Genomic DNA, 19,574 nt, shown 5'->3' on the forward strand with positions numbered 1-19,574 from the left:
CAAGGCAAGTTACCTGGATAAAAGGTGGTGAAATCATGCACAGCCAAATGTTAAAAGGTGTACTAGAAGGTTGCATTCTATATATCATTTCACAAGAAGAAGTGTACGGATATGAACTAAGTACAAAATTAAATAAACACGGCTTTACATTCGTAAGTGAAGGAAGCATCTATCCTTTATTGTTACGCATGCAAAAAGAGAAACTTATTGAAGGTACATTAAAGGCTTCCTCTCTGGGACCGAAGCGAAAATATTATCACGTAACTGATAAGGGATTAGAACAACTTGAAGAATTTAAAAAAAGTTGGGGAATGGTTTCAACGACGGTAAACAACTTATTACAAGGGGAGTGATGGGGATGAAGGCGAAAGATTTAATCGAATTAAATAATCAAAAGCGTAAATTATTAAATGCAGAAAATGAAACCACCTATAGTGACATGTTAATATACATCCGCCTAGCTAAAGTGCCAGAGTACCAAGCAGAAGAACTGCTAATTGAAATTCTAGATCACCTTATTGAAGCCCAGCAAGAAGAAAAAAGTGCTTATGACATTTTTGGCGACGACTTACAGGCGTACTGTGACGAGCTAATTGCTGCTCTACCGAAGCAAAGTTTATGGGAACAATTATCGATTCCTTTATTTATAACTAGTTACCTGTTAGCAATATACTTTGCTATTTCTTCCGTAATTGCATTGGTATTTCCCTTATTTTCAAATGAAGCACGTTTTAAATTTGTACACATTGATTTCATTTATCTGCTCGCATTTATCTTGTCGGTACATCTTATGATACGTTTTATTTTCGATTTTATTAACACTGATTTATTTAAAAACACAACAACTATTTGGAGGCATATAGGAAGTTTTTTAATACGCCATAGCCTATGGATACTATTAATCGGTATTTCCTTTTTATTTATAAAAAAGCCCTATACTACTTTGCAAATTTCACCTTGGATTGGCGCTTTACTTGCCATCTCTTGCTATGCACTATATAAACTTTTCTTCAAAAAAGAATACTTAGAATTTAAAAAGGAGTAACGAGGTTATGACCGAAAAAGAAATGGTTAAGTTAAACAATGAAAAAAGAAAATTATTAAAACCTGAAAACGAAGCTGCTTATGGTGATATGCTTATTTATTTACGCTTTACTAGCGTTCCGCAAAAGCAAATGGAAGAACTGCTATTAGAAATATTAGACCATCTTTTAGAAGCACAAGAAGATGATAAAAATGCTCATGATATTTTCGGAGAAGATTTAAAAGCTTACTGTGATGAATTAATTAATTCTTCAGAACATCAAAATCTTTTCCAACAAGCCGCCTTTATTGGGTTTGCAGTTAGTTTATTGTTAGCTATTCAAATTGGATACGATACATTTACTACTCTTATGCAAAAACTATTTACAGATACAAATCACTTAGGAATTCCATTTAGTATTCCCGGAACAATATTATCTGCTATCGTTTTAACAATTGGTTCTTTCATAACTTTTTCGTTATTCAGACGTTTTTCTTTTACAATACTGGTTTCCTGGAAACAAAAAGCACTCCTCTTATTATCAGTGTTTATACCTTTTATCTTATCAGTTTTTTCAAACGTATTTTTTAAAACACAACCATACTTATTTTATAATTTGTCTATTTGGCAAGGTGCTCTTGTTACACTTTCTTTTTATATTCTGTACAAATTTTTATATAAAACATCTAAATTTTAACAGCCTTTCAAACGGCTGTTTTTCTTCTGTCTAATTTTACAAATTGAAAAATTTCATAAAGAAAATAAGAAAAATGCAAAATAATTAAAGTTAATTGTTGACGTGATGCTTTTATTATCGGTATCATAAATCTTCGTGAGCAATTATTTTTCGTTATACGATTTTTTTATTATTACTGAATTTTTGAGAGGAGAAATTAGATGTCAGTTAAGAAGAAAACGCAAGTACGCACCGGCAAAATGGTACGTGAACTAATGTTAGCAGACGAAGATGTAAATGCTTCGCTAATTATGGTATACAGTGAAAACGGTGTAAACGCAGAAATTAAAATCGAGGGCTTAACGCCGAAATGTAACGAAGAATTATTTTTGAGCGGAAACGTGGATTGGAACAAGAGTGTTATTTATAAAATTGTTGATTTCACTGGGAACGCTGAGGTTGGTAAAGTTACATTAACAGCGATGAACAAAAATAATGTTTCTCTAGAAGTTGAACGCGTTATGTGGAGCAAAGAAAATAAAGAAGCTGCTGAGCAAGAAGAAACAGTTGTAGAAGCTACTCCGAAAAAAGAAGTAGTTGTAGAAGCTCCAAAAGCAGTTACACCTGCTCCAAAGCCTATTACGCGAGTAGAAACACCTGCTGCATCTAAACCTACTCCGGTACCAACGCCGAAGTCAGTAAGTGTTGAAGCAGCTATAGAACTATCTACTCCAGCACCTGTGAAAAAAGCAGTACCTACTCCAGTTACAAAGCAAGAGACAGCACCGGTTACTCCTATAAAACCGAAGCAACCTGCTTTGACTGAAACAAATACAAAACTACAAGAAAATTATGTTAAACTTGTGAAAAAGACAATTGAAGTTTGTCAAGATTACGAGCTTGGCATCGACATAGATGATTCTATTGAAGGATTAAAAAAAGAGCTACAAAGCCAAGGTATTAGCGTTACATTCGACAAAGAAATTATGGACGTTGTAAATCGCCTTCGTTCTTTACAAGATAAAGGAATCAAAGTAGAAAAAGTACTTAATTTACTATAAAAATAAGGAGATGGCGGTCGCCATCTCCTTATTTTTTATAATTCCATTCATTACTTTCATACTTCTCTTTTGCTAAAGTTTGAACTTCATGAAGCTGTTCTTCTGTTAGTTCATACGGCACAAGCTCTATATCTAAACCTTTTTCAAATCCAGTTTCAAACGCTTTAATTAACTGTTCAATCGTAAATGTGCGGTCTGTTAATTCATTAATCGCTACCGCTTTAGAAGAAAACATGTTTTTCATACGCTCTTTTACTCGCTCATTTGGGAATAAAAATAGGTCGTATAACTCATCTAAATCTATTTCTAACGGAATAGAACCGTGTTGTAAGATAACACCTTTTTGACGTGTTTGGGCACTACCCGCGATTTTTCTTCCTTCAACTACAATCTCATACCAAGATGGCGCATCAAAACATACTCCTGAACGCGGATTTTTTAAATTCTCACGATCCGCTTCTGTTTTCGGAACTGCATAATACGCTTCTAATCCTAATGCCTTAAAACCGTCCAATAAGCCTTGCGAAATAATTCGGTATGCTTCTGTAACTGTTTTTGGCATATTCGGATGATCTTCAGACACAATAACACTGTACGTTAATTCTTTGTCATGTAGTACACCCCTGCCGCCTGTTTGACGACGAACGAATCCATATTTTTTTTCGTTAACTACATCCATATTTATATCTTTTTCAACACGCTGGAAATACCCGACTGTTAATGTTGGTACTTCCCATTCGTAAAAACGAATTGTTGGTGGCATTTTCTTTTCACTTTGCCAATTTAATAAACATTCATCTAACGCCATATTAAATGCTGGTGAACATTGACCAGAGTTAATATAACACCATTTTTCTTTTCCCATCCTGCACCTCATATAACCAATTATTTTTCACATTCTCTAGTCTACCAAATTCGACAAAATTTGTGAAAGAATACGAAATTTCTTCTTATATACAAATGAATCTGTTGCATAAATACATACGGGCATTATAATATTGAAAGTAGGATAAGAAAAAAGGAGCGATAGAATCGTGTCAACAAACTTGATTATTATACTAGCCGCAATTGCAGCATTCATCGGCTACACTGTATGGATGTATTTCTATCAGAAAAAATTAATTAAAACACTTTCAGAAGAAGAATTTCGCGCTGGCTACCGTAAAGCACAGCTTATCGATATTCGCGAAGCAGATGAATTTAACGCGGGACATATTTTAGGTGCGCGTAACATTCCATTATCACAAATTCGCCTTCGCCACAAAGAACTTCGCCAAGATCAACCGGTTTATTTATATTGCCAAAGCGGATTCCGTACAGGTCGTGCAGCTCAATACTTAAAAAAACAAGGCTACACAGATTTCTACCAATTAAAAGGTGGATTTAAATCTTGGTCAGGAAAAATTAAAAAGAAATAACATACAAAAACTAGCTGCACGATACAGCTAGTTTTTTATTCCATATTGTTCGCAATGTACAGTAGATTTTGTTTAATCACATCTTCATCTTTCTCATCTACATTACGATATAATAGCTGATATTCAATCCCCTTCTCTTTCCATATAAGCGTAGCAAATTCGTCCCCTCGCTCGTAATCATCCTTATTTTTAAAATAAGCAGGTGCTCCATTATTCAATTTCATTTGTTCTTGAAATCGATTTTCTTCTACGAGGTATGGAAAACTGTAAGAAAAGTTGGCCACTGTTAATTCTATATAATCGTGCCTTCCTTTCTCTTGTTGCTTATATTTAATCGTTAAGACAGCATTCTTCTTTCCCATCGTTCTTACCTCTCCCTGCACATCACTCGTAATGTCATAAGGTAAAAACGTTGGAACTTTAAACTTTGCCGGAAAATATTTTGGAAGTTCCTTTAGCGGAATCGGATCAGTAACACGGTCCTTAGCCCCTCCTGTTGTTCCTACAAATGTTTTTTCTTCTTGCATCGTTTGCTGAAATGAACATGAGCTAAGTATTACACTAGAAAACACGAAACAAATGATTCCTTTTTTCAATTTGTTTCCGCCCTTTCATACCGCTCTCTTAACGAGTGAAGCGTTTATACTCTCTACTATTCGCTTCGTTATCAAACGCCTCCTCCGAAAACTTTCCACGTTATTCTCACACATTCTGACAAAAATTCTTTGCAGACATACAAAAAAGACCCCACTATTCTTACGCCCAAATAAAAAGGTTACGCGAACAACAGAAGTCATGCTTATAACATAGATTGTGAAAAGCTTTTCAGGTCAAGATTTTTTTCATTCTTATTATTTTCCCCTTATAATTAAGGAAAGAGGTGATACATATGGCCAATATAAAACAAATTGCAAAAACTGCTGGTGTATCTATATCAACTGTTTCTCGTGTCCTTAATAATCATCCTTACGTAAAAGAAGAAAAGCGTAAGCGTGTTTTAGATGCAGTTGAAGAATTGAACTATGCAAAAAATATAAATGCTATCCATTTAATAAAGGGTAAAACATATACAATTGGCGTTATGCTACCTTTTATTAATCTTCCGTACTTTAGCACGATCATTGAAGGAATCGGAAACGAAGCGTTAGCAGCTGGATATCATATTAATTTATGCCAAACGAATTACGATGGTATTGAAGAAATTCGCGTTCTTGAAATGATGAAAATGAAACAATTTGACGGGATGATTATTTGCTCTCGCACGAGTTCATGGGAACAAATTGAACCGTTCGCAAAATTTGCCCCTATTATTTCATGTGAAAAAATGAACCATCCCCTCATTTCATCTGTCTATGTAGATCATTACGAAGGATTCCGCCTTGGTACTTCCTATTTACTCAGTAAAGGTCATGAAAAAATCGGCATTTGTTTAGCAAGAAAAACAAGTGTTAATTCAATCGAGCGTGAAAAAGCTTTCGCCGATACTCTTCGTCACGAAGGAAAAACAGTGCACCCTGATTGGGTTTTTCATCAATGTTATACGATGCAGGACGGGGCAAAAATACTTCATCGTATTTTAAACATGAAAAATCGTCCAACCGCTATTTTCACAGCGAACGATCAAGTAGCTGCTGGTTTATTAACAGAGGCAAAAAAACATGGCATTCGCATACCTGAAGACCTCGCTATACTGGGATTTGATAACCATGAAATTTCAAAAGCATTAGAAATTACAACTATTGAGCATCCCGGGCTCACAATGGGATCACGTGCTTTTTCTTTATTTCATAAACAGATACAAAACGAACACATTATTGGAAACTCAGAAGAACTTTCATTCCATTTAATTGAGCGAAAAACAGTCTAGAAAAGAGTGCCAACCATAGCACTCTTTTTTCAGTTCTTCACCTATTGACTTTATATTTTTTATCTCATATAATGAACCTAACGAACGGTAGGTAGGGGATGAAAATGACAGCAAACCGCATTAAAGCTGTAGCACTTTCTCATTTCGCGCGCTACGGCTACGAAGGAACTTCATTAGCAAATATTGCTCAAGAAGTTGGGATTAAAAAACCATCGATTTACGCACACTTTAAAGGAAAAGAAGAGCTATATTTTACATGCTTAGAATCCGCTCTTCAAAAAGATTTACAAAGCTTCACTGACGATATCGAAAATTTTTCAAAAGCGTCTACTGAAGAATTGCTAGTAAATTTGTTAAAAGGTTATGCAAAACGATTTGGTGAAAGTGAAGAATCAATGTTTTGGTTACGAACTTCTTATTTTCCGCCGGATGCATTTCGCGAACAAATTATTGATAAAGCGAATGTACACATTGAAAATGTCGGAAAACTTTTATTCCCTGTGTTTAAAAGAGCAAGCGAACAAGATGAACTGCATAACATTGAAGTAAAAGATGCTTTGGAGGCTTTTTTATGCTTACTTGACGGCCTTATGGTTGAACTACTATATGCAGGTTTAAATCGTTTTGAGACACGTTTAGAAGCTTCTTGGAAAGTATTTTGGCGCGGCCTTTCAAACTGACGGATTGCTCCTTTGCAATGCGTCGTTTTTAAGCCCTTTACCTAACGACTGGTAGGAAGGAGAAATGACATATGGCATGGATTTATGTAATCATAGCTGGTATTATTGAAATCTTTTGGGTTATTGGACTTAAAAAAGCGGAGGCACCACTTGAGTGGGCTGGTGTTGCTCTATTAATTACAATTAGTTTCGTCTTATTATTTAGAGCATATAAAGATTTACCTGTCGGCACTGTATACGCAGTCTTTACAGGAATTGGAGCTGGTGGAATCGTTCTTACAGAGATTTTCATCTTCGGAGAACCTTTCTCTATCGTAAAAGTATTATTAATCGGTTTAATCTTCTTCGGAGTAATTGGTTTAAAACGAGTAACAGAAGAAAAAGAAGCGAAGGAGGCCGCATAAAATGGCTTGGGTATTTTTAATTCTAGCTGGTATTTGTGAAATTGTTGGTGTACTCTTTATGAAAGTAGCCACTGAAAAGAAAGGCTGGGCACCAAAAATTATTTTAATCGCTAACTTTGGCGTAAGCTTCTTCTTCTTATCTCTTGCAATGAACACATTACCGATGGGAACTGCTTACGCAATTTGGACTGGAATCGGAACTGCCGGAAGTGCACTTCTCGGTATTCTTATTTTCCGCGAGTCAGCGGATTGGCGTCGCCTTGCCTTCTTAAGCTGCATTCTGTGCGGCGCTGTTGGCTTAAAATTATTAGGCTAACGTGAGGTGAATGTCATGTGGAAAGAAAAAGGAAAACAAATCTTAGCATGGATTACACTCGGGATCGTCATTCTATTACAAATCAGTTTTCATATAATAGAATGGCTGTTTCATAAAGTATTATCCATTCTTACATTCCTTCCTAACATGGCACTTGAAATTGCATCTATCGCTTGGTCAATTATTGCCTCCATTACAATCGTGATTATATGGAGTATCGCCAAGCTATGGAACAAGTTATTTAAAAAGGACAGTTCTTCTGAAAAGAAGTAACTGTCCTTTTTTATCCCGCTATTCGCGGGCAGTAAGACCCCCACTGATTAAAGTTTCACTTTATATTCATTCTGATTTTCTATAGAAATTTGATGCGATCAGACAAAGCAGACCAGCTATGACAATACTTATACCAATCCCTTTATGCAAATTAGGAAATGGCGGTGGTATATCCGAGTAAAAATTTGCTAATATGAGACCAATTGAAAATAAAAGTACCCCAATTCTATATAACCACTTTCTTTTGTTCATCATTCTCCCTCCTAAAATTTTTCATATCCTTCTTTCTTTTGGACATACTACCTAAAAAAGGAGTGGGTTATATGCAAAATTCTATACATAAGCAGATCCTATTTTTATTTTTCCTCTTTCTCATTTTCGTTATCGTTTTCAGCTTTATATTACATACTCCGAAAGATGTGCCTAATAGCCTTTCTGTTTATAAACTTTTGCTCTCGTATTGCCGTTATTGAAGAAGGTGCCTTTTACGAGGCACCTTTTAAAATTCTCTCTTCTCATACAATTTCACTGAAACGAAGATAGATACTATGAACATGCAAATTGAACTAACGAATAACACGCTGTTGTATAGTTGAATTTGTTCCAGGTTGATTTGAAACAAAGTTTCTAAAATAACAATTGGCGCCATGAATATTACTATCGTAATAAAAATAGTTTTTTTATACCCTAGCCAAAACGATATCGGTAAAACAAAGCTTAAATACACTAAAATAAAGCTAATACTAGCAACCATTGTCGTTTCAATAAACTCAAATAGGTTAACCCCATTCTTCATTCCCATCGTGAAACAACCGACCGTTACGCTTATAAAAAGAATAATAATTGCTACTATATATTTCGCAAATACAATTTGTTTTCTCAATATTGGTAAACTATTTACTATAACTTCACTCTCATTTTTACTATCTGCTTCAAATGTTTTTACTGTTGCCCCAATTGTAATAATTACTGACATAATTATGAATAGATTTTCCGTATCTGTTAAAGCCATATAAAAGAGAATAGGATAGAGTATGTACCAAATTAAAAATTTCCATTGAATGATGAAATCTTTTAAAATTAATTGCTTGATCATGTATTACACCTCCTAATATGAAAATGCTCCTTCTATAACTCTGCTTCCTGAAACATTTTCATTGAGAGAAACATTGATATAACCATACTTACTAACACTCCGATGCCAAGCATACCCATTGCTAGTGTAGCATCTTCAGATTGAAGTACTTTTGACATAATTATTTTATCACCAAAAACATTGCACATAAGGCCAATCATACCCGTTAAAGGCAAAACCATAATAACATTCAAAACAGAAGTAGCTTTATATCCTCCAACGTAATTAGCAGGTATCGTTACAACACAATAGATCAAAGTAGCTACTATTGCCGAAAATATTGCATATCCAGGAATAGCTATGTCTCTGTTCAATAAAATATTTCCTAATATTACGACTATAAAAGTTGTACTCAAACCAGCCATAATAAATAATGAGCTTGAAATATATTTAGCTATAACTATCTCTTTTCTCGTTATAGGCAAACTCACTAATACTTTTTCTGCTTTACTTTTCTCGTCATAATAAAAAGAAATATATATAATCGTACTACATGTTATAAATAATCCTATTGCAATCCCCATTGGTTGGACGGGATTCCTAAAAACAGAGAAAATAGGTATTAAAAAATATAAAGGAAACATCTTCTTATGTAAGAAAAACTCCTTCAAAATCAACTGTTGCATATGAATTCTCCTCTCTACAAATCACGTGCTCCATAAATTTTAATTGTAAGAAACATAGAAGCGATATACATACTAACTAATGTAATGAATCCAATTATAAATACACCGATATGCACTGGATTCATAATCCACTCAATGAATGAAGGTGTTGTTTCATCCAATCCATCTCCTATGAATATCCAAGCAATTCCACCAACTACCATTGATGCTCCTGACACTATACTTCGTGCTATCTTTGACCTTGTAACATAATAACTAGGAAAGAATGTTACAACAAAAAATACGGCGTAAACAGCTCCATTTATTACTTCATACCATGGAATTTCAATGTATAGATTAGGATGATATGCACCGATATCACCAATGACTACAATACCTCTTATAAGAAAAACAACTAGCATAGTAGAGATCATGCCACCTACAATGAATATTGCACTGGAAATATATCTAGCAATAATGATATCCTTTCGACTTACCGGTAAACTATTTATAATAATGTCACTTTTATTCCTTTCATCCATAAAGATTAACGTCATAACGGAGGAAAGAGTTATAAATAGACAACTCATCGGAACTAACAATTCACCACTTGGATCTAACATAAATAACACAAGGGGCACAATAAGATTCACTAACCAAGTTACCCGAAAAAAGAACAAATCTTTATATATGAGCTGACGCATAAGCACCTCTCCCTTTCGCGGTGTAAACGATAATATCATCTAATGTAGGCTTTTCTATTACAACCTCATTTCCAAACCAATCGATAATTGCTTGTTTATCCTTCGCTAAACCTTCGAAACCAAACTTATTTTTTCGTAATCCAACAAATAGCTCTTTTCCTTCTTGATCTAATAAATCATTACTTCCCTTTACGATTACGTAGTTTTCCATTAATTCATCTTTCTCACCAGTAAATATTATTTCTCCTTCATTAATGAACGTAATATAATCTGCGATGCGTTCTAAGTCAGTTGTAATGTGCGTTGAGAATAATACAGATACTTCATCCTCCATTACAATTTCTTGCAAAATATCAAGTAATTCACTTCGAACAACTGGATCCAATCCTGCTGTTGGTTCATCCATAATAATGAATTCCGCATGGTGTGAAAGTGCGATTGCAATCGCAAATTTCATTTTCATCCCTTTGGATAACTCTTTAATTTTTTTAGACTTTGGAACTTGTAATCTCTGCATATACGATTGATACTGCTTTTCGTCCCACTTTTTATATAACGGTGCAATAATCCGTTTCATTTGCTCACACGTTAAATCTTCGTAATAATGATTTTCATCATATACAAAACCAATATTTTGTTTTATTTCCTTTTCGGCTTTCTTATTGTCCTTACCAAAAATTTTTATATCACCGCTCTCTTTTCTGATTAAATTCATAATCATTTTGATCGTCGTACTTTTCCCAGCTCCATTCGGTCCGATAAATCCCATAATATATCCTCGTGGTAATGTAAAACTTACATTTTTCACTGCAAAATCTTGATAACTTTTACAAACGTTTTTTAGCTCTAACATCCCTTATTCCCCCTCATATAAACACGCAATCATCTGCTGTAAATCTTCAAGTGAAAGCTGCAACACTTTACTTTCATTCACAATCTCTTCTACTTTACTTTCCAATAGACGTAGCCGCTGTTCTTTTAATAGTTCATTATTTTTACGTGAAACATAGGTCCCCTTCCCAGCAACAGTTTCTATATATCCTTCTTTTTCAAGCTCCTCGTATGCACGCTTCGTTGTAATTACACTAATTTGTAATTCCTTCGCTAAGCTACGAATAGACGGTAATTGGTCTCCACCCTTTAAACCACCATTTAAAATAAGCCGGCTTAATTGTTTTCTTATTTGCACATAAATAGGGTCTTGGGAAGAATTCGAAATAATAATATTCATGTTTTCCTCCAGTTTGTGTATATACTGTATATACTTTATATACACAGTATATACACAACATCCTATTTTTGGCAAGAAAAAAAGACCAACATTTTCCTGTTGGTCTTTCGTATATGTATCACTTTTCAAAGCGATCTAACATTTCGTCTCTCATTCCGAAACTAACAACCGCAATTCCTACATACATAAAAAGAAGGAATGCTGGATGAACTGTATTGTACCAGCTGCTATCAACAATTAAATAAATCGTTAACGCCACAACAAGAACAAACGCTAAAATAAACATATAAAAGTGTCGTGTATTACCCATGATAAACTCCTCTCTTCTCTCTTCACCATTCAACAGTATATTGTATCGAATAATTCGATATGACTCAAGGTTAACTTTCTGTTATGTAATCAAGTTCTACCTTTACAATGTCCTCACACGCTATTGAAATGATTGTTCCTTGTTTATCAATCGCTGTCACTTCTCTATTATCCATTACACGGTGTGCTACTCTTTCTAACACTTTCCCTTGGTCTCGGTAACAAAATTCTTTTACATCTTTAATTGTTTCTCCATTTTCTAAATGGTATACCATTCTATAACATCGATATCCCACGCTTCCACCCCCGTCTTGCTCGTTTTTTCACATATACATAAAAATGAGTAATTTCTACCTCATCACATCTTCTTAATTTCAATAAAATTCTAACAAAAATAAATACTTTTATCAAACCGACTTTTTCAACAAAATCACCTATAAAACCGCATCTTTACAGCAATATGAAACAAAAAATATAAATTTTTAACATTTTTTTCATTCTAGCCACACCAATTTTGCAAAAAAAAAGAACCCGCATGTAGCGAGTTCTTTTTTTTCCAATCACACTTGTACAGGTGCTAGCTTTTCATAACGTAAAACTGGTTTACGAGCAGCCAATGTTTCATCTAAACGTTTTATTACTGTTGTATGTGGTGCTTCTTGTACAACTTCTGGATTTTCTTCTACCTCTTTAGCAATTTGAATCATCTTATCAATGAAACCATCTAATGTTTCTTTTGATTCTGTTTCTGTTGGCTCAATCATAATACATTCTTCCACATTTAATGGGAAGTAAATTGTTGGTGGATGGTAACCGAAATCAAGCAGACGTTTTGCAATATCTAATGTACGTACACCAAGTTTCTTTTGACGACGACCTGACAATACGAATTCATGCTTGCAATGTCTATCGAACGGAAGATCATAGAATGGTGCTAATCTTCTCATCATATAGTTCGCATTTAATACAGCATACTCAGTTACTGCACGCAAGCCATCTGGGCCCATAGAACGAATATATGTGTATGCACGAACGTTAATTCCGAAGTTACCATAGAATGGTTTCACACGCCCAATTGCTTCTGGACGATCATAGTTAAAGTGATAGCCATTTTCCGTTTTCTCTAAAATCGGCTTTGGTAAGTACGGAATTAAATCAGCTTTCACACCTACTGGACCAGAACCTGGACCACCGCCGCCATGCGGACCTGTAAATGTTTTATGAAGGTTTAAATGCACAACGTCAAATCCCATATCTCCTGGGCGTGCTTGGCTTAATACCGCATTTAAGTTTGCACCATCATAGTATAATTTACCGCCTGCGTTATGGACGATTTCTGCCATTTCTAAAATATTTTCTTCGAATAGGCCTAATGTATTTGGATTTGTTAACATAAGTGCTGCTGTTTCTTCGTTTACAACACGTTTTAAATCATCTAAGTCAACAAGACCATGTTCATTTGATTTCACCGTAATTGTTTCAAAACCAGCTACTGTTGCAGACGCCGGGTTTGTTCCGTGAGCAGAGTCAGGAACAATTACTTTCGTACGGTTAAAGTCACCGTTCGCTTCATGATATGCACGAATCAACATTAATCCTGTCCATTCTCCGTGTGCACCAGCTGCTGGTTGTAACGTAACAGTATCCATACCTGTAATTTCAATTAAATGTTCTTGTAAGTCATACATTAATTCCATTGCACCTTGCACTGTTTTTTCATCTTGAAGTGGATGAATATTTGCAAAGCCTGCGAAACGAGCTACGTTTTCATTAATTTTCGGATTATATTTCATCGTACAAGACCCAAGTGGATAGAATCCAGAATCCACACCGTGGTTACGGTTTGAAAGCGCTGTGTAATGGCGCATAATATCAAGTTCAGATACTTCTGGAAGCTCTGCATCTTCTACTCGAATATAATCACTCTCAAACACATCTTCTAATTTTACTTCTTCTACATCTAATTTGGGTAAGCTATATCCTACGCGTCCTTCTTTAGTCACTTCAAAAATAAGTGCTTGGTCTTGGTTCTTCATTGGATAGCCCCCATTTCGTTTACAAGTGTGTCAATTTCCTCTTTTGTACGAAGCTCTGTTACCGCTACAAGCATATGGTCTTCATGCTCTTTATAATCACGGCCTAGGTCGTAACCACCGATAATATTCTTTTGTATTAATACATCATTTATTTCTTTAACTGGACGTTTACAATCTACAACAAATTCATTAAAGAATGGTCCAGCGAACGTTACTGTGAAACCTTTCGCTTCAAATTGACGTTTTGCATATTGTGCTTTAGAAATGTTTTGACGTGCCATTTCTTTTACACCTTGTTTGCCAAGTGCCGTCATTGCAACAGAAGCTGCTAATGCATTTAACGCTTGGTTTGAACAAATGTTAGACGTCGCTTTATCACGACGAATATGCTGTTCACGTGCTTGTAACGTTAATACAAATCCACGTTTACCATCTGAATCTACAGTTTGTCCGACAAGACGTCCTGGAATTTTACGCATAAATGCTTTCGTTGTTGCAAAGTAACCACAGTGCGGTCCACCAAACTGCGTTGGGATACCGAATGGTTGTGCATCACCGATTACAACATCAGCACCGAATTTTCCTGGCGGTGTTAATGCGCCTAATGATAATGGATTTGAAGAAACGATAAATAATGATTTTTGTTGATGAACGATTTTTTCGATATCAGCTAACTTTTCCACTTGTCCGAAGAAGTTTGGATATTGAACGATTACACAAGCAACTGTATCATCTACTTCACTTTGTAATACTTCTAAATCTGTTACACCGTTTTTATGATCAATTTCAACAACTTCAAGATTTTGACCTTTTGCATATGTTTCAAGTACTGCTCTTGATTCTGGATGAACTGCCTTAGATACAAGAATTTTCTTTTTACGAGTATGACCAGCTGCTAGCATTGCCGCTTCAGCTAAAGCTGTACCTCCGTCATACATAGAAGAGTTTGCTACATCCATTCCTGTTAATTCACAAATCATTGTTTGGAATTCAAAAATTGCTTGTAATTCCCCTTGTGAAATTTCTGGTTGGTATGGTGTGTAAGCTGTATAAAACTCTGAACGAGAAATAACATGATCAACAATTACTGGAGCGTAATGATCGTATACACCTGCTCCTAAGAAAGAAGCATATTCTTTTAAGTTCGCATTTTTGCTAGCCATTTGAGATAGCTCTTTTAAAAGCTCTGGCTCTGATTTTGCTTCTTTAATTTTTAAATCCCCTTTAAAACGAACACTCTCTGGAATATCAGAGAATAACTCATCAATCGTTTGAACGCCGATTGTTTGTAACATTTCTTTTTTGTCTTCTTCTGTCATTGGAAGATAACGATGCAACATGAAATCTACCCCTCTCCCCGTTACTTTGAACGTTTATAAAATGGTGTTGGAACAACTACTGCTTTGACGCGTTTATTACGAATTTCAATTTCTACTTCTGTATCAACTGCTGCGTATTTTACATCAATTAGTGCTAAACCAATGCTTTTCTTTAACGTTGGAGATTGTGTACCACTCGTTACTTCCCCGATTTTTTCTTCTCCTATAAATACAGGGTAATGCGTACGAGGAATACCGCGTTCGATTACTTCGATGCCGACTAATTTACGAGATGCACCGTTTTCTTTTTGCTCTTTTAACGTTTCTTTTCCAAAGAAATCTGCTTCTTTATTTGGTTTTACCGCAAAGCCAATTCCCGCTTCAATCGGTGTAATATCTTTTGATAACTCTTGTCCGTATAACGGAAGTGTTGCTTCGAAGCGAAGTGTATCACGAGCACCTAAGCCACATGGTTTTAAGCCCTCTTCTGCTCCCACTTCAAGAAGTTTCTCCCAAAGTTTTGCTGCATCTTCACTCTTACAGTAAATTTCGAATCCATCTTCACCTGTGTAACCTGTACGAGATACAAGTGCAGGAATTCCATCTACAAGAATATTATTTTTAAATTTAAAGAACTTAATTTCTTTCAAATCTTCTGACACAACTTTTTGTAAAATGCCTTCTGCTTTTGGTCCTTGAATTGCAAGCTGCGCAACTTCACTAGAAACATTGACTACTTTCGCATCGCCAATTACATGGCTAGCTAACCATTCGTAATCTTTCTCGATATTTGATGCATTGATTACTAATAAATAGTCTTCTTCACCACGTTTGTAGATTAATAAATCATCTACTGTGCCACCATTTTCATAGCACATAGCTGTATATTGTGCGCCCCCTACCTTTAAGGTAGATACGTCATTTGTAACAACACGTTGTAAAAATGCTAAACTATCTACACCTTTTACCTCTACTTCTCCCATATGAGATACATCGAACAAACCTGCTCCTGTACGTACAGCTTCATGTTCCTCTTTAATGCTTGAAAATTGAACTGGTAATTCCCAACCACCGAAGTCGACTGTTTTCCCACCATACTTCGCGTATACATCAAATAACGGTGTACGTTGTAATGTAATCATGCTCTTTCCCCCTTATGCTCTGACAAATCAATAAAAGTTGCTTCCCATATCTAAACATTTTCATTCTGAAAAGATAAGGTTATACGGAATCTCAGTATATTTTTTTATGAAAGCGTAAATAAAAAGTTACTTTCTTGGATAAAATACGAAAGATTCCACACATTTCACACCATTATCCTAACATTATTCGCTATATTTCATCAATATTCTAGCATAAAAAATAATTTAGAATTTTTCATTCTTAATCTTATTAAATACAAATTTTGAAATTTAGCCCTTTATCATTGCCTATTCTTTAACTTTTAGTAATTGTGATAGCGCCTTATTACGAGGCTTATAATAAAGATTTTTTAAATAATCACTTTAGTTTATAAAAGGTGGGAGAGTCTTAATGAATGTCGATATTTCCGTAGATCGAACGTGGCAAAACAATTTTTTAAAAAGAATTGATGAAGATGGTCCTTGGACAAATTGGGATTTATATCATTTAGCTTATAAAACAGAGAAATCGTTACTCGTCCCTACTTTTGATGGATTGCAAGCACCGAAACATTTATCACATTTCACGCCGCTTCCACATCAATTAGAGGTCGCTCAAAATGTCATTGAACAAATGAATGGTAAAGCGATTCTAGCAGACGAAGTCGGACTTGGAAAAACGATTGAAGCTGGACTTATTTTAAAAGAATATATGGTTCGAGGACTTGTAAAAAAGGTACTCATTCTCGTTCCAGCTTCTCTCGTATCTCAGTGGGCGTATGAACTAAACACAAAATTTTTTATTCCTGCGGTCGCTCAAAAGAAAAGTTATTCTTGGGAACAAGCTGATGTCATCGTTTCATCAATCGATACTGCGAAACGTTCACCGCATCGCGATATCGTTTTAAACCTAGAGTATGACCTTATTATTATCGATGAAGCACATAAACTAAAAAATAATAAAACAAAAAACTATGAATTTGCACAGCGATTAAAAAAGAAGTTTTGTTTATTACTAACTGCAACTCCTGTTCAAAATAAAATCGATGAAATCTTCAACCTCGTTTCTTTATTAAAACCAGGTCATTTAGGCAATCAATCTAATTTTGAAGAATATTACGCTTCAAAAAATCGTTCCACTGAATCCGATGAAGATTTAAAAGCTCTTATCAATAAAGTAATGGTTCGAAATAGACGCAATAACACTGGCATTGATTGGCCGAAGAGGCATGTACGAACAATCTTCGTTGAATTCAATGAAGAAGAACAAGCTTTGTATAATGAAATTGAAAATTGGCGTGGACAAGATGCCGTCACATCTGCTTTCTCATCCTTAACTTTAAAACGGGAAGCATGTAGTAGTCGTGAAGCTGTTTACTATTCATTAAAAAAACATGTAGAAAAAAGACAGAAAGAAAATGAGCACTACATAAAGGACCCACATATTGATGTGCTGATGGACAAAATTAATCATATTCCGTTCAACTCCAAAGCAAATAAAGCACTAGAGCTTATAAAAGAAGTTGACGATAAAGTCATTATCTTCACTGAATATAGAGCTTCACAAATGTATTTACAATGGTTCTTACAACAACATGGCATTTCCTCTGTTCCATTTCGCGGTGGATTTAAGCGCGGGAAGAAAGATTGGATGAAGGAGCTTTTCCAAAATCGTGCCCAAGTATTAATTGCGACCGAAGCTGGTGGTGAAGGAATTAACTTACAATTTTGTAGCCATATGATTAATTACGACTTACCGTGGAATCCAATGCGACTCGAGCAAAGGATTGGACGTATTCACCGCCTTGGACAAAAAAATGATGTTCATATTTATAATTTAGCAACAAAGCACACTGTTGAAGAGCACATTTTAAAACTACTATATGAAAAAATTAATTTATTTGAACGTGTAATCGGTGAACTCGATGAAATTTTAACGAGAATCAACATGAAAAATATTGATGCGCATATTCAAGAAATTTTCGCGCAGTCAAAAAGCGAAGGTGAAATTCGAATCAAGATGGAAAATTTAACATCTATTATCGATTTTGCGAAGCGCAATGAAGCAGAGGTGCAGGACTATGCAGCAAAATGAAATTCATAATTACTTATATAACTTTTTTGAGGCGAATAACTGCGAAATTTTAGAACGTTCCCCTCACCTATTAGACGTGCAGTTAACAATTGAAATGGATAAATTATTAATGAACCGCCCTTTCTATTGGCACTATCTTGAAAAAACAGGAGGCGTTCCGAACCCGATGCGCCTTACTCTTATTACAAATCCAGAAAACGAAGAAAACGACGGTGAACTTATTCATTACGGTTCACCCCGTTTGCATCAAATATTTGAAACAACAAAAGAACTAGGTTCATACATACGTTTATATGAGGAAGTGAAACATAGCGGGGCAACTCATACTCCCCTTCATCCTTGGCTTGGTGTAAATATAAAAGTATCTTATCAATGCGACCGAAAAAAAGACATACTTCATTCCATCGGTATTCATCTTATTTCCGGGACAATGATTGCAAACTTTCATGACACTTTAGCAGAGATCAAACTCACACCGAAAATACCTGACTTTTGTTTTACCCTCTCACCTATCATTAAGCCACAAAGTGGCTTACAACGTATAGAGGATGCTTTAAAAAGTATAATCGCTGAAGATGACCACACGTGGGCAAAAGAAGCGAGAGTGCGTTGGAATCACGATTTAGACCTTTTAAATCGATTTTACGAAGATAGCGATGAACTTCCAGAAAGCTATGAAATTGAAAAGCAAGCATTACAAGAACAATACGAACCACGCATTACAATACAAATTATAAACGGTGGTCTCTTTTATGTTACCGCAAATCATTTTCTATCTTAAAGAAAGCTCCTTCAGATTGAAGGAGCTTCTTTTAAAATATGTTCCCAGCCTATTCTCTATCTTCATTGCGCTCTTGCTGTTTTTTCTCTGTCATACGTTTCTGATATGCACGATCCTTTGCACTTACATGGTTTGCATCAGTTGGAAGATTCTCTTTTGAACGACCAATTCCATTACTCATCTTTTTCGCCTCCTTTTTGCATGTTTCAAAATACATCTTTATTTTCAGCTAGAGGCACAATCCTTATACAAAAAAATAAGAGCAGCCAGTAGCTGCTCTTACTCATTCACGTATTTTTGAAACATATCATGGATGCCTTGATTTACGAGGTTCGAGATCTGTTCGTCAGATTTATTCGGATAACGATCACGCAATCTGATAGATGCCTTCACCATTAAATTTTCTAATACAGAACGGCCACCTTCTCCATAAATAATTTCAGCATACTTAACAAGTCTTCCATCCTCTAATGTTGCTGGATTATGATTGAAGAAAAATTTACTCATTGTCTCCACCTC

General features: G+C 35.2%; 27 protein-coding genes. 12 read left to right on the forward strand and 15 right to left on the reverse strand.

Features of this window, described 5'->3' with window-relative positions; all coding sequences use genetic code 11:
* The first annotated feature begins 35 nt into the window (after nt 1–35).
* From MR066_RS10910 to MR066_RS10925, 4 genes are all read left to right on the forward strand, one after another.
* Nucleotides 36–353: a PadR family transcriptional regulator gene (locus MR066_RS10910; protein ID WP_000556081.1), complete on the forward strand. Its 318-nt coding sequence runs from the start codon at nt 36–38 to the stop codon at nt 351–353.
* Between the two features lie 5 nt (nt 354–358).
* A complete protein-coding gene (locus tag MR066_RS10915; protein ID WP_107886360.1) occupies nt 359–1,045 on the forward strand; it encodes a DUF1129 domain-containing protein in 687 nt (228 codons plus the stop codon).
* 7 nt (nt 1,046–1,052) lie between these two features.
* Nucleotides 1,053–1,721, forward strand: a complete 669-nt coding sequence (locus MR066_RS10920) for a DUF1048 domain-containing protein (RefSeq protein WP_242247131.1) — start codon at nt 1,053–1,055, stop codon at nt 1,719–1,721.
* Between the two features lie 200 nt (nt 1,722–1,921).
* The gene (locus tag MR066_RS10925; RefSeq protein WP_061689629.1) at nt 1,922–2,761 is read left to right on the forward strand and encodes a hypothetical protein; all 840 of its coding nucleotides are present in this window, start codon (nt 1,922–1,924) and stop codon (nt 2,759–2,761) included.
* Nucleotides 2,762–2,789: 28 nt separating this feature from the next.
* On the opposite strand, the gene MR066_RS10930 is transcribed toward MR066_RS10925, so the two are convergent.
* Nucleotides 2,790–3,626, reverse strand: a complete 837-nt coding sequence (locus MR066_RS10930; RefSeq protein WP_002033999.1) for a lipoate--protein ligase family protein — start codon at nt 3,624–3,626, stop codon at nt 2,790–2,792.
* A 169-nt stretch (nt 3,627–3,795) separates the two neighbouring features.
* Here MR066_RS10930 and MR066_RS10935 point away from each other — a divergent pair, with 169 nt between their 5' ends.
* Nucleotides 3,796–4,179 carry a rhodanese-like domain-containing protein gene (locus MR066_RS10935; RefSeq protein ID WP_002034000.1) on the forward strand — a complete coding sequence of 128 codons (384 nt, stop codon included), beginning with the start codon at nt 3,796–3,798 and terminating at the stop codon, nt 4,177–4,179.
* Between the two features lie 35 nt (nt 4,180–4,214).
* Here MR066_RS10935 and MR066_RS10940 read toward each other — a convergent pair whose 3' ends face one another.
* Nucleotides 4,215–4,751 carry a hypothetical protein gene (locus tag MR066_RS10940; protein WP_016100627.1) on the reverse strand — a complete coding sequence of 179 codons (537 nt, stop codon included), beginning with the start codon at nt 4,749–4,751 and terminating at the stop codon, nt 4,215–4,217.
* Between the two features lie 317 nt (nt 4,752–5,068).
* Between MR066_RS10940 and MR066_RS10945 the strand changes: the two genes are divergently transcribed.
* From MR066_RS10945 to MR066_RS10965, 5 genes are all read left to right on the forward strand, one after another.
* Nucleotides 5,069–6,046 carry a LacI family DNA-binding transcriptional regulator gene (locus MR066_RS10945; protein ID WP_242247132.1) on the forward strand — a complete coding sequence of 326 codons (978 nt, stop codon included), beginning with the start codon at nt 5,069–5,071 and terminating at the stop codon, nt 6,044–6,046.
* Between the two features lie 98 nt (nt 6,047–6,144).
* A complete protein-coding gene (locus MR066_RS10950) occupies nt 6,145–6,726 on the forward strand; it encodes a TetR/AcrR family transcriptional regulator (RefSeq protein WP_061674778.1) in 582 nt (193 codons plus the stop codon).
* Nucleotides 6,727–6,797: 71 nt separating this feature from the next.
* A complete protein-coding gene (locus MR066_RS10955; RefSeq protein ID WP_000312339.1) occupies nt 6,798–7,130 on the forward strand; it encodes a DMT family transporter in 333 nt (110 codons plus the stop codon).
* A gap of 1 nt (nt 7,131) precedes the next feature.
* Nucleotides 7,132–7,446 carry a DMT family transporter gene (locus tag MR066_RS10960; RefSeq protein WP_078172826.1) on the forward strand — a complete coding sequence of 105 codons (315 nt, stop codon included), beginning with the start codon at nt 7,132–7,134 and terminating at the stop codon, nt 7,444–7,446.
* Between the two features lie 15 nt (nt 7,447–7,461).
* Nucleotides 7,462–7,719: a DUF3975 family protein gene (locus MR066_RS10965; protein WP_002143117.1), complete on the forward strand. Its 258-nt coding sequence runs from the start codon at nt 7,462–7,464 to the stop codon at nt 7,717–7,719.
* Between the two features lie 66 nt (nt 7,720–7,785).
* On the opposite strand, the gene MR066_RS10970 is transcribed toward MR066_RS10965, so the two are convergent.
* The 11 genes from MR066_RS10970 to gcvT form a co-directional block, all read right to left on the reverse strand.
* Entirely contained in the window at nt 7,786–7,971 is a 186-nt protein-coding gene (locus tag MR066_RS10970; RefSeq protein WP_002145769.1) for a hypothetical protein, read from the reverse strand.
* Nucleotides 7,972–8,218: 247 nt separating this feature from the next.
* Entirely contained in the window at nt 8,219–8,815 is a 597-nt protein-coding gene (locus tag MR066_RS10975; RefSeq protein WP_060749616.1) for an ABC-2 transporter permease, read from the reverse strand.
* A 32-nt stretch (nt 8,816–8,847) separates the two neighbouring features.
* Nucleotides 8,848–9,480: an ABC-2 transporter permease gene (locus tag MR066_RS10980; RefSeq protein WP_242247133.1), complete on the reverse strand. Its 633-nt coding sequence runs from the start codon at nt 9,478–9,480 to the stop codon at nt 8,848–8,850.
* A gap of 14 nt (nt 9,481–9,494) precedes the next feature.
* Nucleotides 9,495–10,163, reverse strand: a complete 669-nt coding sequence (locus tag MR066_RS10985; protein ID WP_242247135.1) for an ABC-2 transporter permease — start codon at nt 10,161–10,163, stop codon at nt 9,495–9,497.
* Entirely contained in the window at nt 10,144–11,016 is an 873-nt protein-coding gene (locus MR066_RS10990; RefSeq protein ID WP_098635946.1) for an ABC transporter ATP-binding protein, read from the reverse strand. Before MR066_RS10990 ends, MR066_RS10985 begins: the two co-directional genes overlap by 20 nt.
* 3 nt (nt 11,017–11,019) lie before the next feature.
* Nucleotides 11,020–11,394, reverse strand: coding sequence for a GntR family transcriptional regulator (locus MR066_RS10995; protein ID WP_242247136.1), 375 nt, complete (start codon nt 11,392–11,394; stop codon nt 11,020–11,022).
* Between the two features lie 118 nt (nt 11,395–11,512).
* Complete coding sequence (locus MR066_RS11000; RefSeq protein ID WP_002088608.1) at nt 11,513–11,704, reverse strand: hypothetical protein; 192 nt, start codon at nt 11,702–11,704, stop codon at nt 11,513–11,515.
* A 70-nt stretch (nt 11,705–11,774) separates the two neighbouring features.
* On the reverse strand, nt 11,775–11,978 hold the full coding sequence (locus MR066_RS11005; protein WP_000262495.1) for a DUF3929 family protein: 204 nt from the start codon (nt 11,976–11,978) through the stop codon (nt 11,775–11,777).
* A gap of 285 nt (nt 11,979–12,263) precedes the next feature.
* Nucleotides 12,264–13,739: an aminomethyl-transferring glycine dehydrogenase subunit 2 gene (gene gcvPB / locus MR066_RS11010; protein WP_002122485.1), complete on the reverse strand. Its 1,476-nt coding sequence runs from the start codon at nt 13,737–13,739 to the stop codon at nt 12,264–12,266.
* The gene (gene gcvPA / locus MR066_RS11015) at nt 13,736–15,079 is read right to left on the reverse strand and encodes an aminomethyl-transferring glycine dehydrogenase subunit 1 (protein ID WP_002034012.1); all 1,344 of its coding nucleotides are present in this window, start codon (nt 15,077–15,079) and stop codon (nt 13,736–13,738) included. The genes gcvPB and gcvPA overlap by 4 nt, the downstream gene beginning before the upstream one ends.
* Before the next feature lie 20 nt (nt 15,080–15,099).
* Nucleotides 15,100–16,200 carry a glycine cleavage system aminomethyltransferase GcvT gene (gene gcvT, locus MR066_RS11020; protein WP_002034013.1) on the reverse strand — a complete coding sequence of 367 codons (1,101 nt, stop codon included), beginning with the start codon at nt 16,198–16,200 and terminating at the stop codon, nt 15,100–15,102.
* 391 nt (nt 16,201–16,591) lie between these two features.
* On the opposite strand from gcvT, the gene MR066_RS11025 reads away from it, so the two are divergent.
* Together MR066_RS11025 and MR066_RS11030 are read left to right on the forward strand one after the other, a co-directional pair.
* Nucleotides 16,592–18,274, forward strand: a complete 1,683-nt coding sequence (locus MR066_RS11025; protein WP_061674784.1) for a DEAD/DEAH box helicase — start codon at nt 16,592–16,594, stop codon at nt 18,272–18,274.
* Nucleotides 18,261–19,055: a YqhG family protein gene (locus tag MR066_RS11030; RefSeq protein WP_002088611.1), complete on the forward strand. Its 795-nt coding sequence runs from the start codon at nt 18,261–18,263 to the stop codon at nt 19,053–19,055. The genes MR066_RS11025 and MR066_RS11030 overlap by 14 nt, the downstream gene beginning before the upstream one ends.
* Nucleotides 19,056–19,104: 49 nt before the next feature.
* Here the strand turns inward: MR066_RS11030 and MR066_RS27190 are convergent, their stop codons facing one another.
* The gene (locus MR066_RS27190) at nt 19,105–19,236 is read right to left on the reverse strand and encodes a hypothetical protein (RefSeq protein WP_002088613.1); all 132 of its coding nucleotides are present in this window, start codon (nt 19,234–19,236) and stop codon (nt 19,105–19,107) included.
* A 98-nt stretch (nt 19,237–19,334) separates the two neighbouring features.
* On the reverse strand, nt 19,335–19,562 hold the full coding sequence (locus MR066_RS11035) for a hypothetical protein (protein ID WP_000032698.1): 228 nt from the start codon (nt 19,560–19,562) through the stop codon (nt 19,335–19,337).
* Nucleotides 19,563–19,574 lie beyond the last annotated feature (12 nt).

Origin of the sequence: Bacillus cereus group sp. BfR-BA-01523 (assembly GCF_022662615.1) — a bacterium.
In the GTDB taxonomy this organism is placed as follows: domain Bacteria; phylum Bacillota; class Bacilli; order Bacillales; family Bacillaceae_G; genus Bacillus_A; species Bacillus_A mycoides.

What these genes read in the sequence shown, in the direction of transcription:
- MR066_RS10910 (WP_000556081.1), top strand. Translation starts at nt 36, where the DNA reads ATGCACAGCCAAATGTTAAAAGGTGTACTAGAAGGTTGCATTCTATAT.
- MR066_RS10915 (WP_107886360.1), top strand. Translation starts at nt 359, where the DNA reads ATGAAGGCGAAAGATTTAATCGAATTAAATAATCAAAAGCGTAAATTA.
- MR066_RS10920 (WP_242247131.1), top strand. Translation starts at nt 1,053, where the DNA reads ATGACCGAAAAAGAAATGGTTAAGTTAAACAATGAAAAAAGAAAATTA.
- MR066_RS10925 (WP_061689629.1), top strand. Translation starts at nt 1,922, where the DNA reads ATGTCAGTTAAGAAGAAAACGCAAGTACGCACCGGCAAAATGGTACGT.
- MR066_RS10930 (WP_002033999.1), bottom strand. Translation starts at nt 3,626, where the DNA reads ATGGGAAAAGAAAAATGGTGTTATATTAACTCTGGTCAATGTTCACCA.
- MR066_RS10945 (WP_242247132.1), top strand. Translation starts at nt 5,069, where the DNA reads ATGGCCAATATAAAACAAATTGCAAAAACTGCTGGTGTATCTATATCA.
- MR066_RS10950 (WP_061674778.1), top strand. Translation starts at nt 6,145, where the DNA reads ATGAAAATGACAGCAAACCGCATTAAAGCTGTAGCACTTTCTCATTTC.
- MR066_RS10955 (WP_000312339.1), top strand. Translation starts at nt 6,798, where the DNA reads ATGGCATGGATTTATGTAATCATAGCTGGTATTATTGAAATCTTTTGG.
- MR066_RS10960 (WP_078172826.1), top strand. Translation starts at nt 7,132, where the DNA reads ATGGCTTGGGTATTTTTAATTCTAGCTGGTATTTGTGAAATTGTTGGT.
- MR066_RS10965 (WP_002143117.1), top strand. Translation starts at nt 7,462, where the DNA reads ATGTGGAAAGAAAAAGGAAAACAAATCTTAGCATGGATTACACTCGGG.
- MR066_RS10970 (WP_002145769.1), bottom strand. Translation starts at nt 7,971, where the DNA reads ATGAACAAAAGAAAGTGGTTATATAGAATTGGGGTACTTTTATTTTCA.
- MR066_RS10975 (WP_060749616.1), bottom strand. Translation starts at nt 8,815, where the DNA reads ATGATCAAGCAATTAATTTTAAAAGATTTCATCATTCAATGGAAATTT.
- MR066_RS10980 (WP_242247133.1), bottom strand. Translation starts at nt 9,480, where the DNA reads ATGCAACAGTTGATTTTGAAGGAGTTTTTCTTACATAAGAAGATGTTT.
- MR066_RS10985 (WP_242247135.1), bottom strand. Translation starts at nt 10,163, where the DNA reads ATGCGTCAGCTCATATATAAAGATTTGTTCTTTTTTCGGGTAACTTGG.
- MR066_RS10990 (WP_098635946.1), bottom strand. Translation starts at nt 11,016, where the DNA reads ATGTTAGAGCTAAAAAACGTTTGTAAAAGTTATCAAGATTTTGCAGTG.
- MR066_RS10995 (WP_242247136.1), bottom strand. Translation starts at nt 11,394, where the DNA reads ATGAATATTATTATTTCGAATTCTTCCCAAGACCCTATTTATGTGCAA.
- MR066_RS11000 (WP_002088608.1), bottom strand. Translation starts at nt 11,704, where the DNA reads ATGGGTAATACACGACACTTTTATATGTTTATTTTAGCGTTTGTTCTT.
- MR066_RS11005 (WP_000262495.1), bottom strand. Translation starts at nt 11,978, where the DNA reads ATGGTATACCATTTAGAAAATGGAGAAACAATTAAAGATGTAAAAGAA.
- gcvPB (WP_002122485.1), bottom strand. Translation starts at nt 13,739, where the DNA reads ATGAAGAACCAAGACCAAGCACTTATTTTTGAAGTGACTAAAGAAGGA.
- gcvPA (WP_002034012.1), bottom strand. Translation starts at nt 15,079, where the DNA reads ATGTTGCATCGTTATCTTCCAATGACAGAAGAAGACAAAAAAGAAATG.
- gcvT (WP_002034013.1), bottom strand. Translation starts at nt 16,200, where the DNA reads ATGATTACATTACAACGTACACCGTTATTTGATGTATACGCGAAGTAT.
- MR066_RS11025 (WP_061674784.1), top strand. Translation starts at nt 16,592, where the DNA reads ATGAATGTCGATATTTCCGTAGATCGAACGTGGCAAAACAATTTTTTA.
- MR066_RS11030 (WP_002088611.1), top strand. Translation starts at nt 18,261, where the DNA reads ATGCAGCAAAATGAAATTCATAATTACTTATATAACTTTTTTGAGGCG.
- MR066_RS27190 (WP_002088613.1), bottom strand. Translation starts at nt 19,236, where the DNA reads ATGAGTAATGGAATTGGTCGTTCAAAAGAGAATCTTCCAACTGATGCA.
- MR066_RS11035 (WP_000032698.1), bottom strand. Translation starts at nt 19,562, where the DNA reads ATGAGTAAATTTTTCTTCAATCATAATCCAGCAACATTAGAGGATGGA.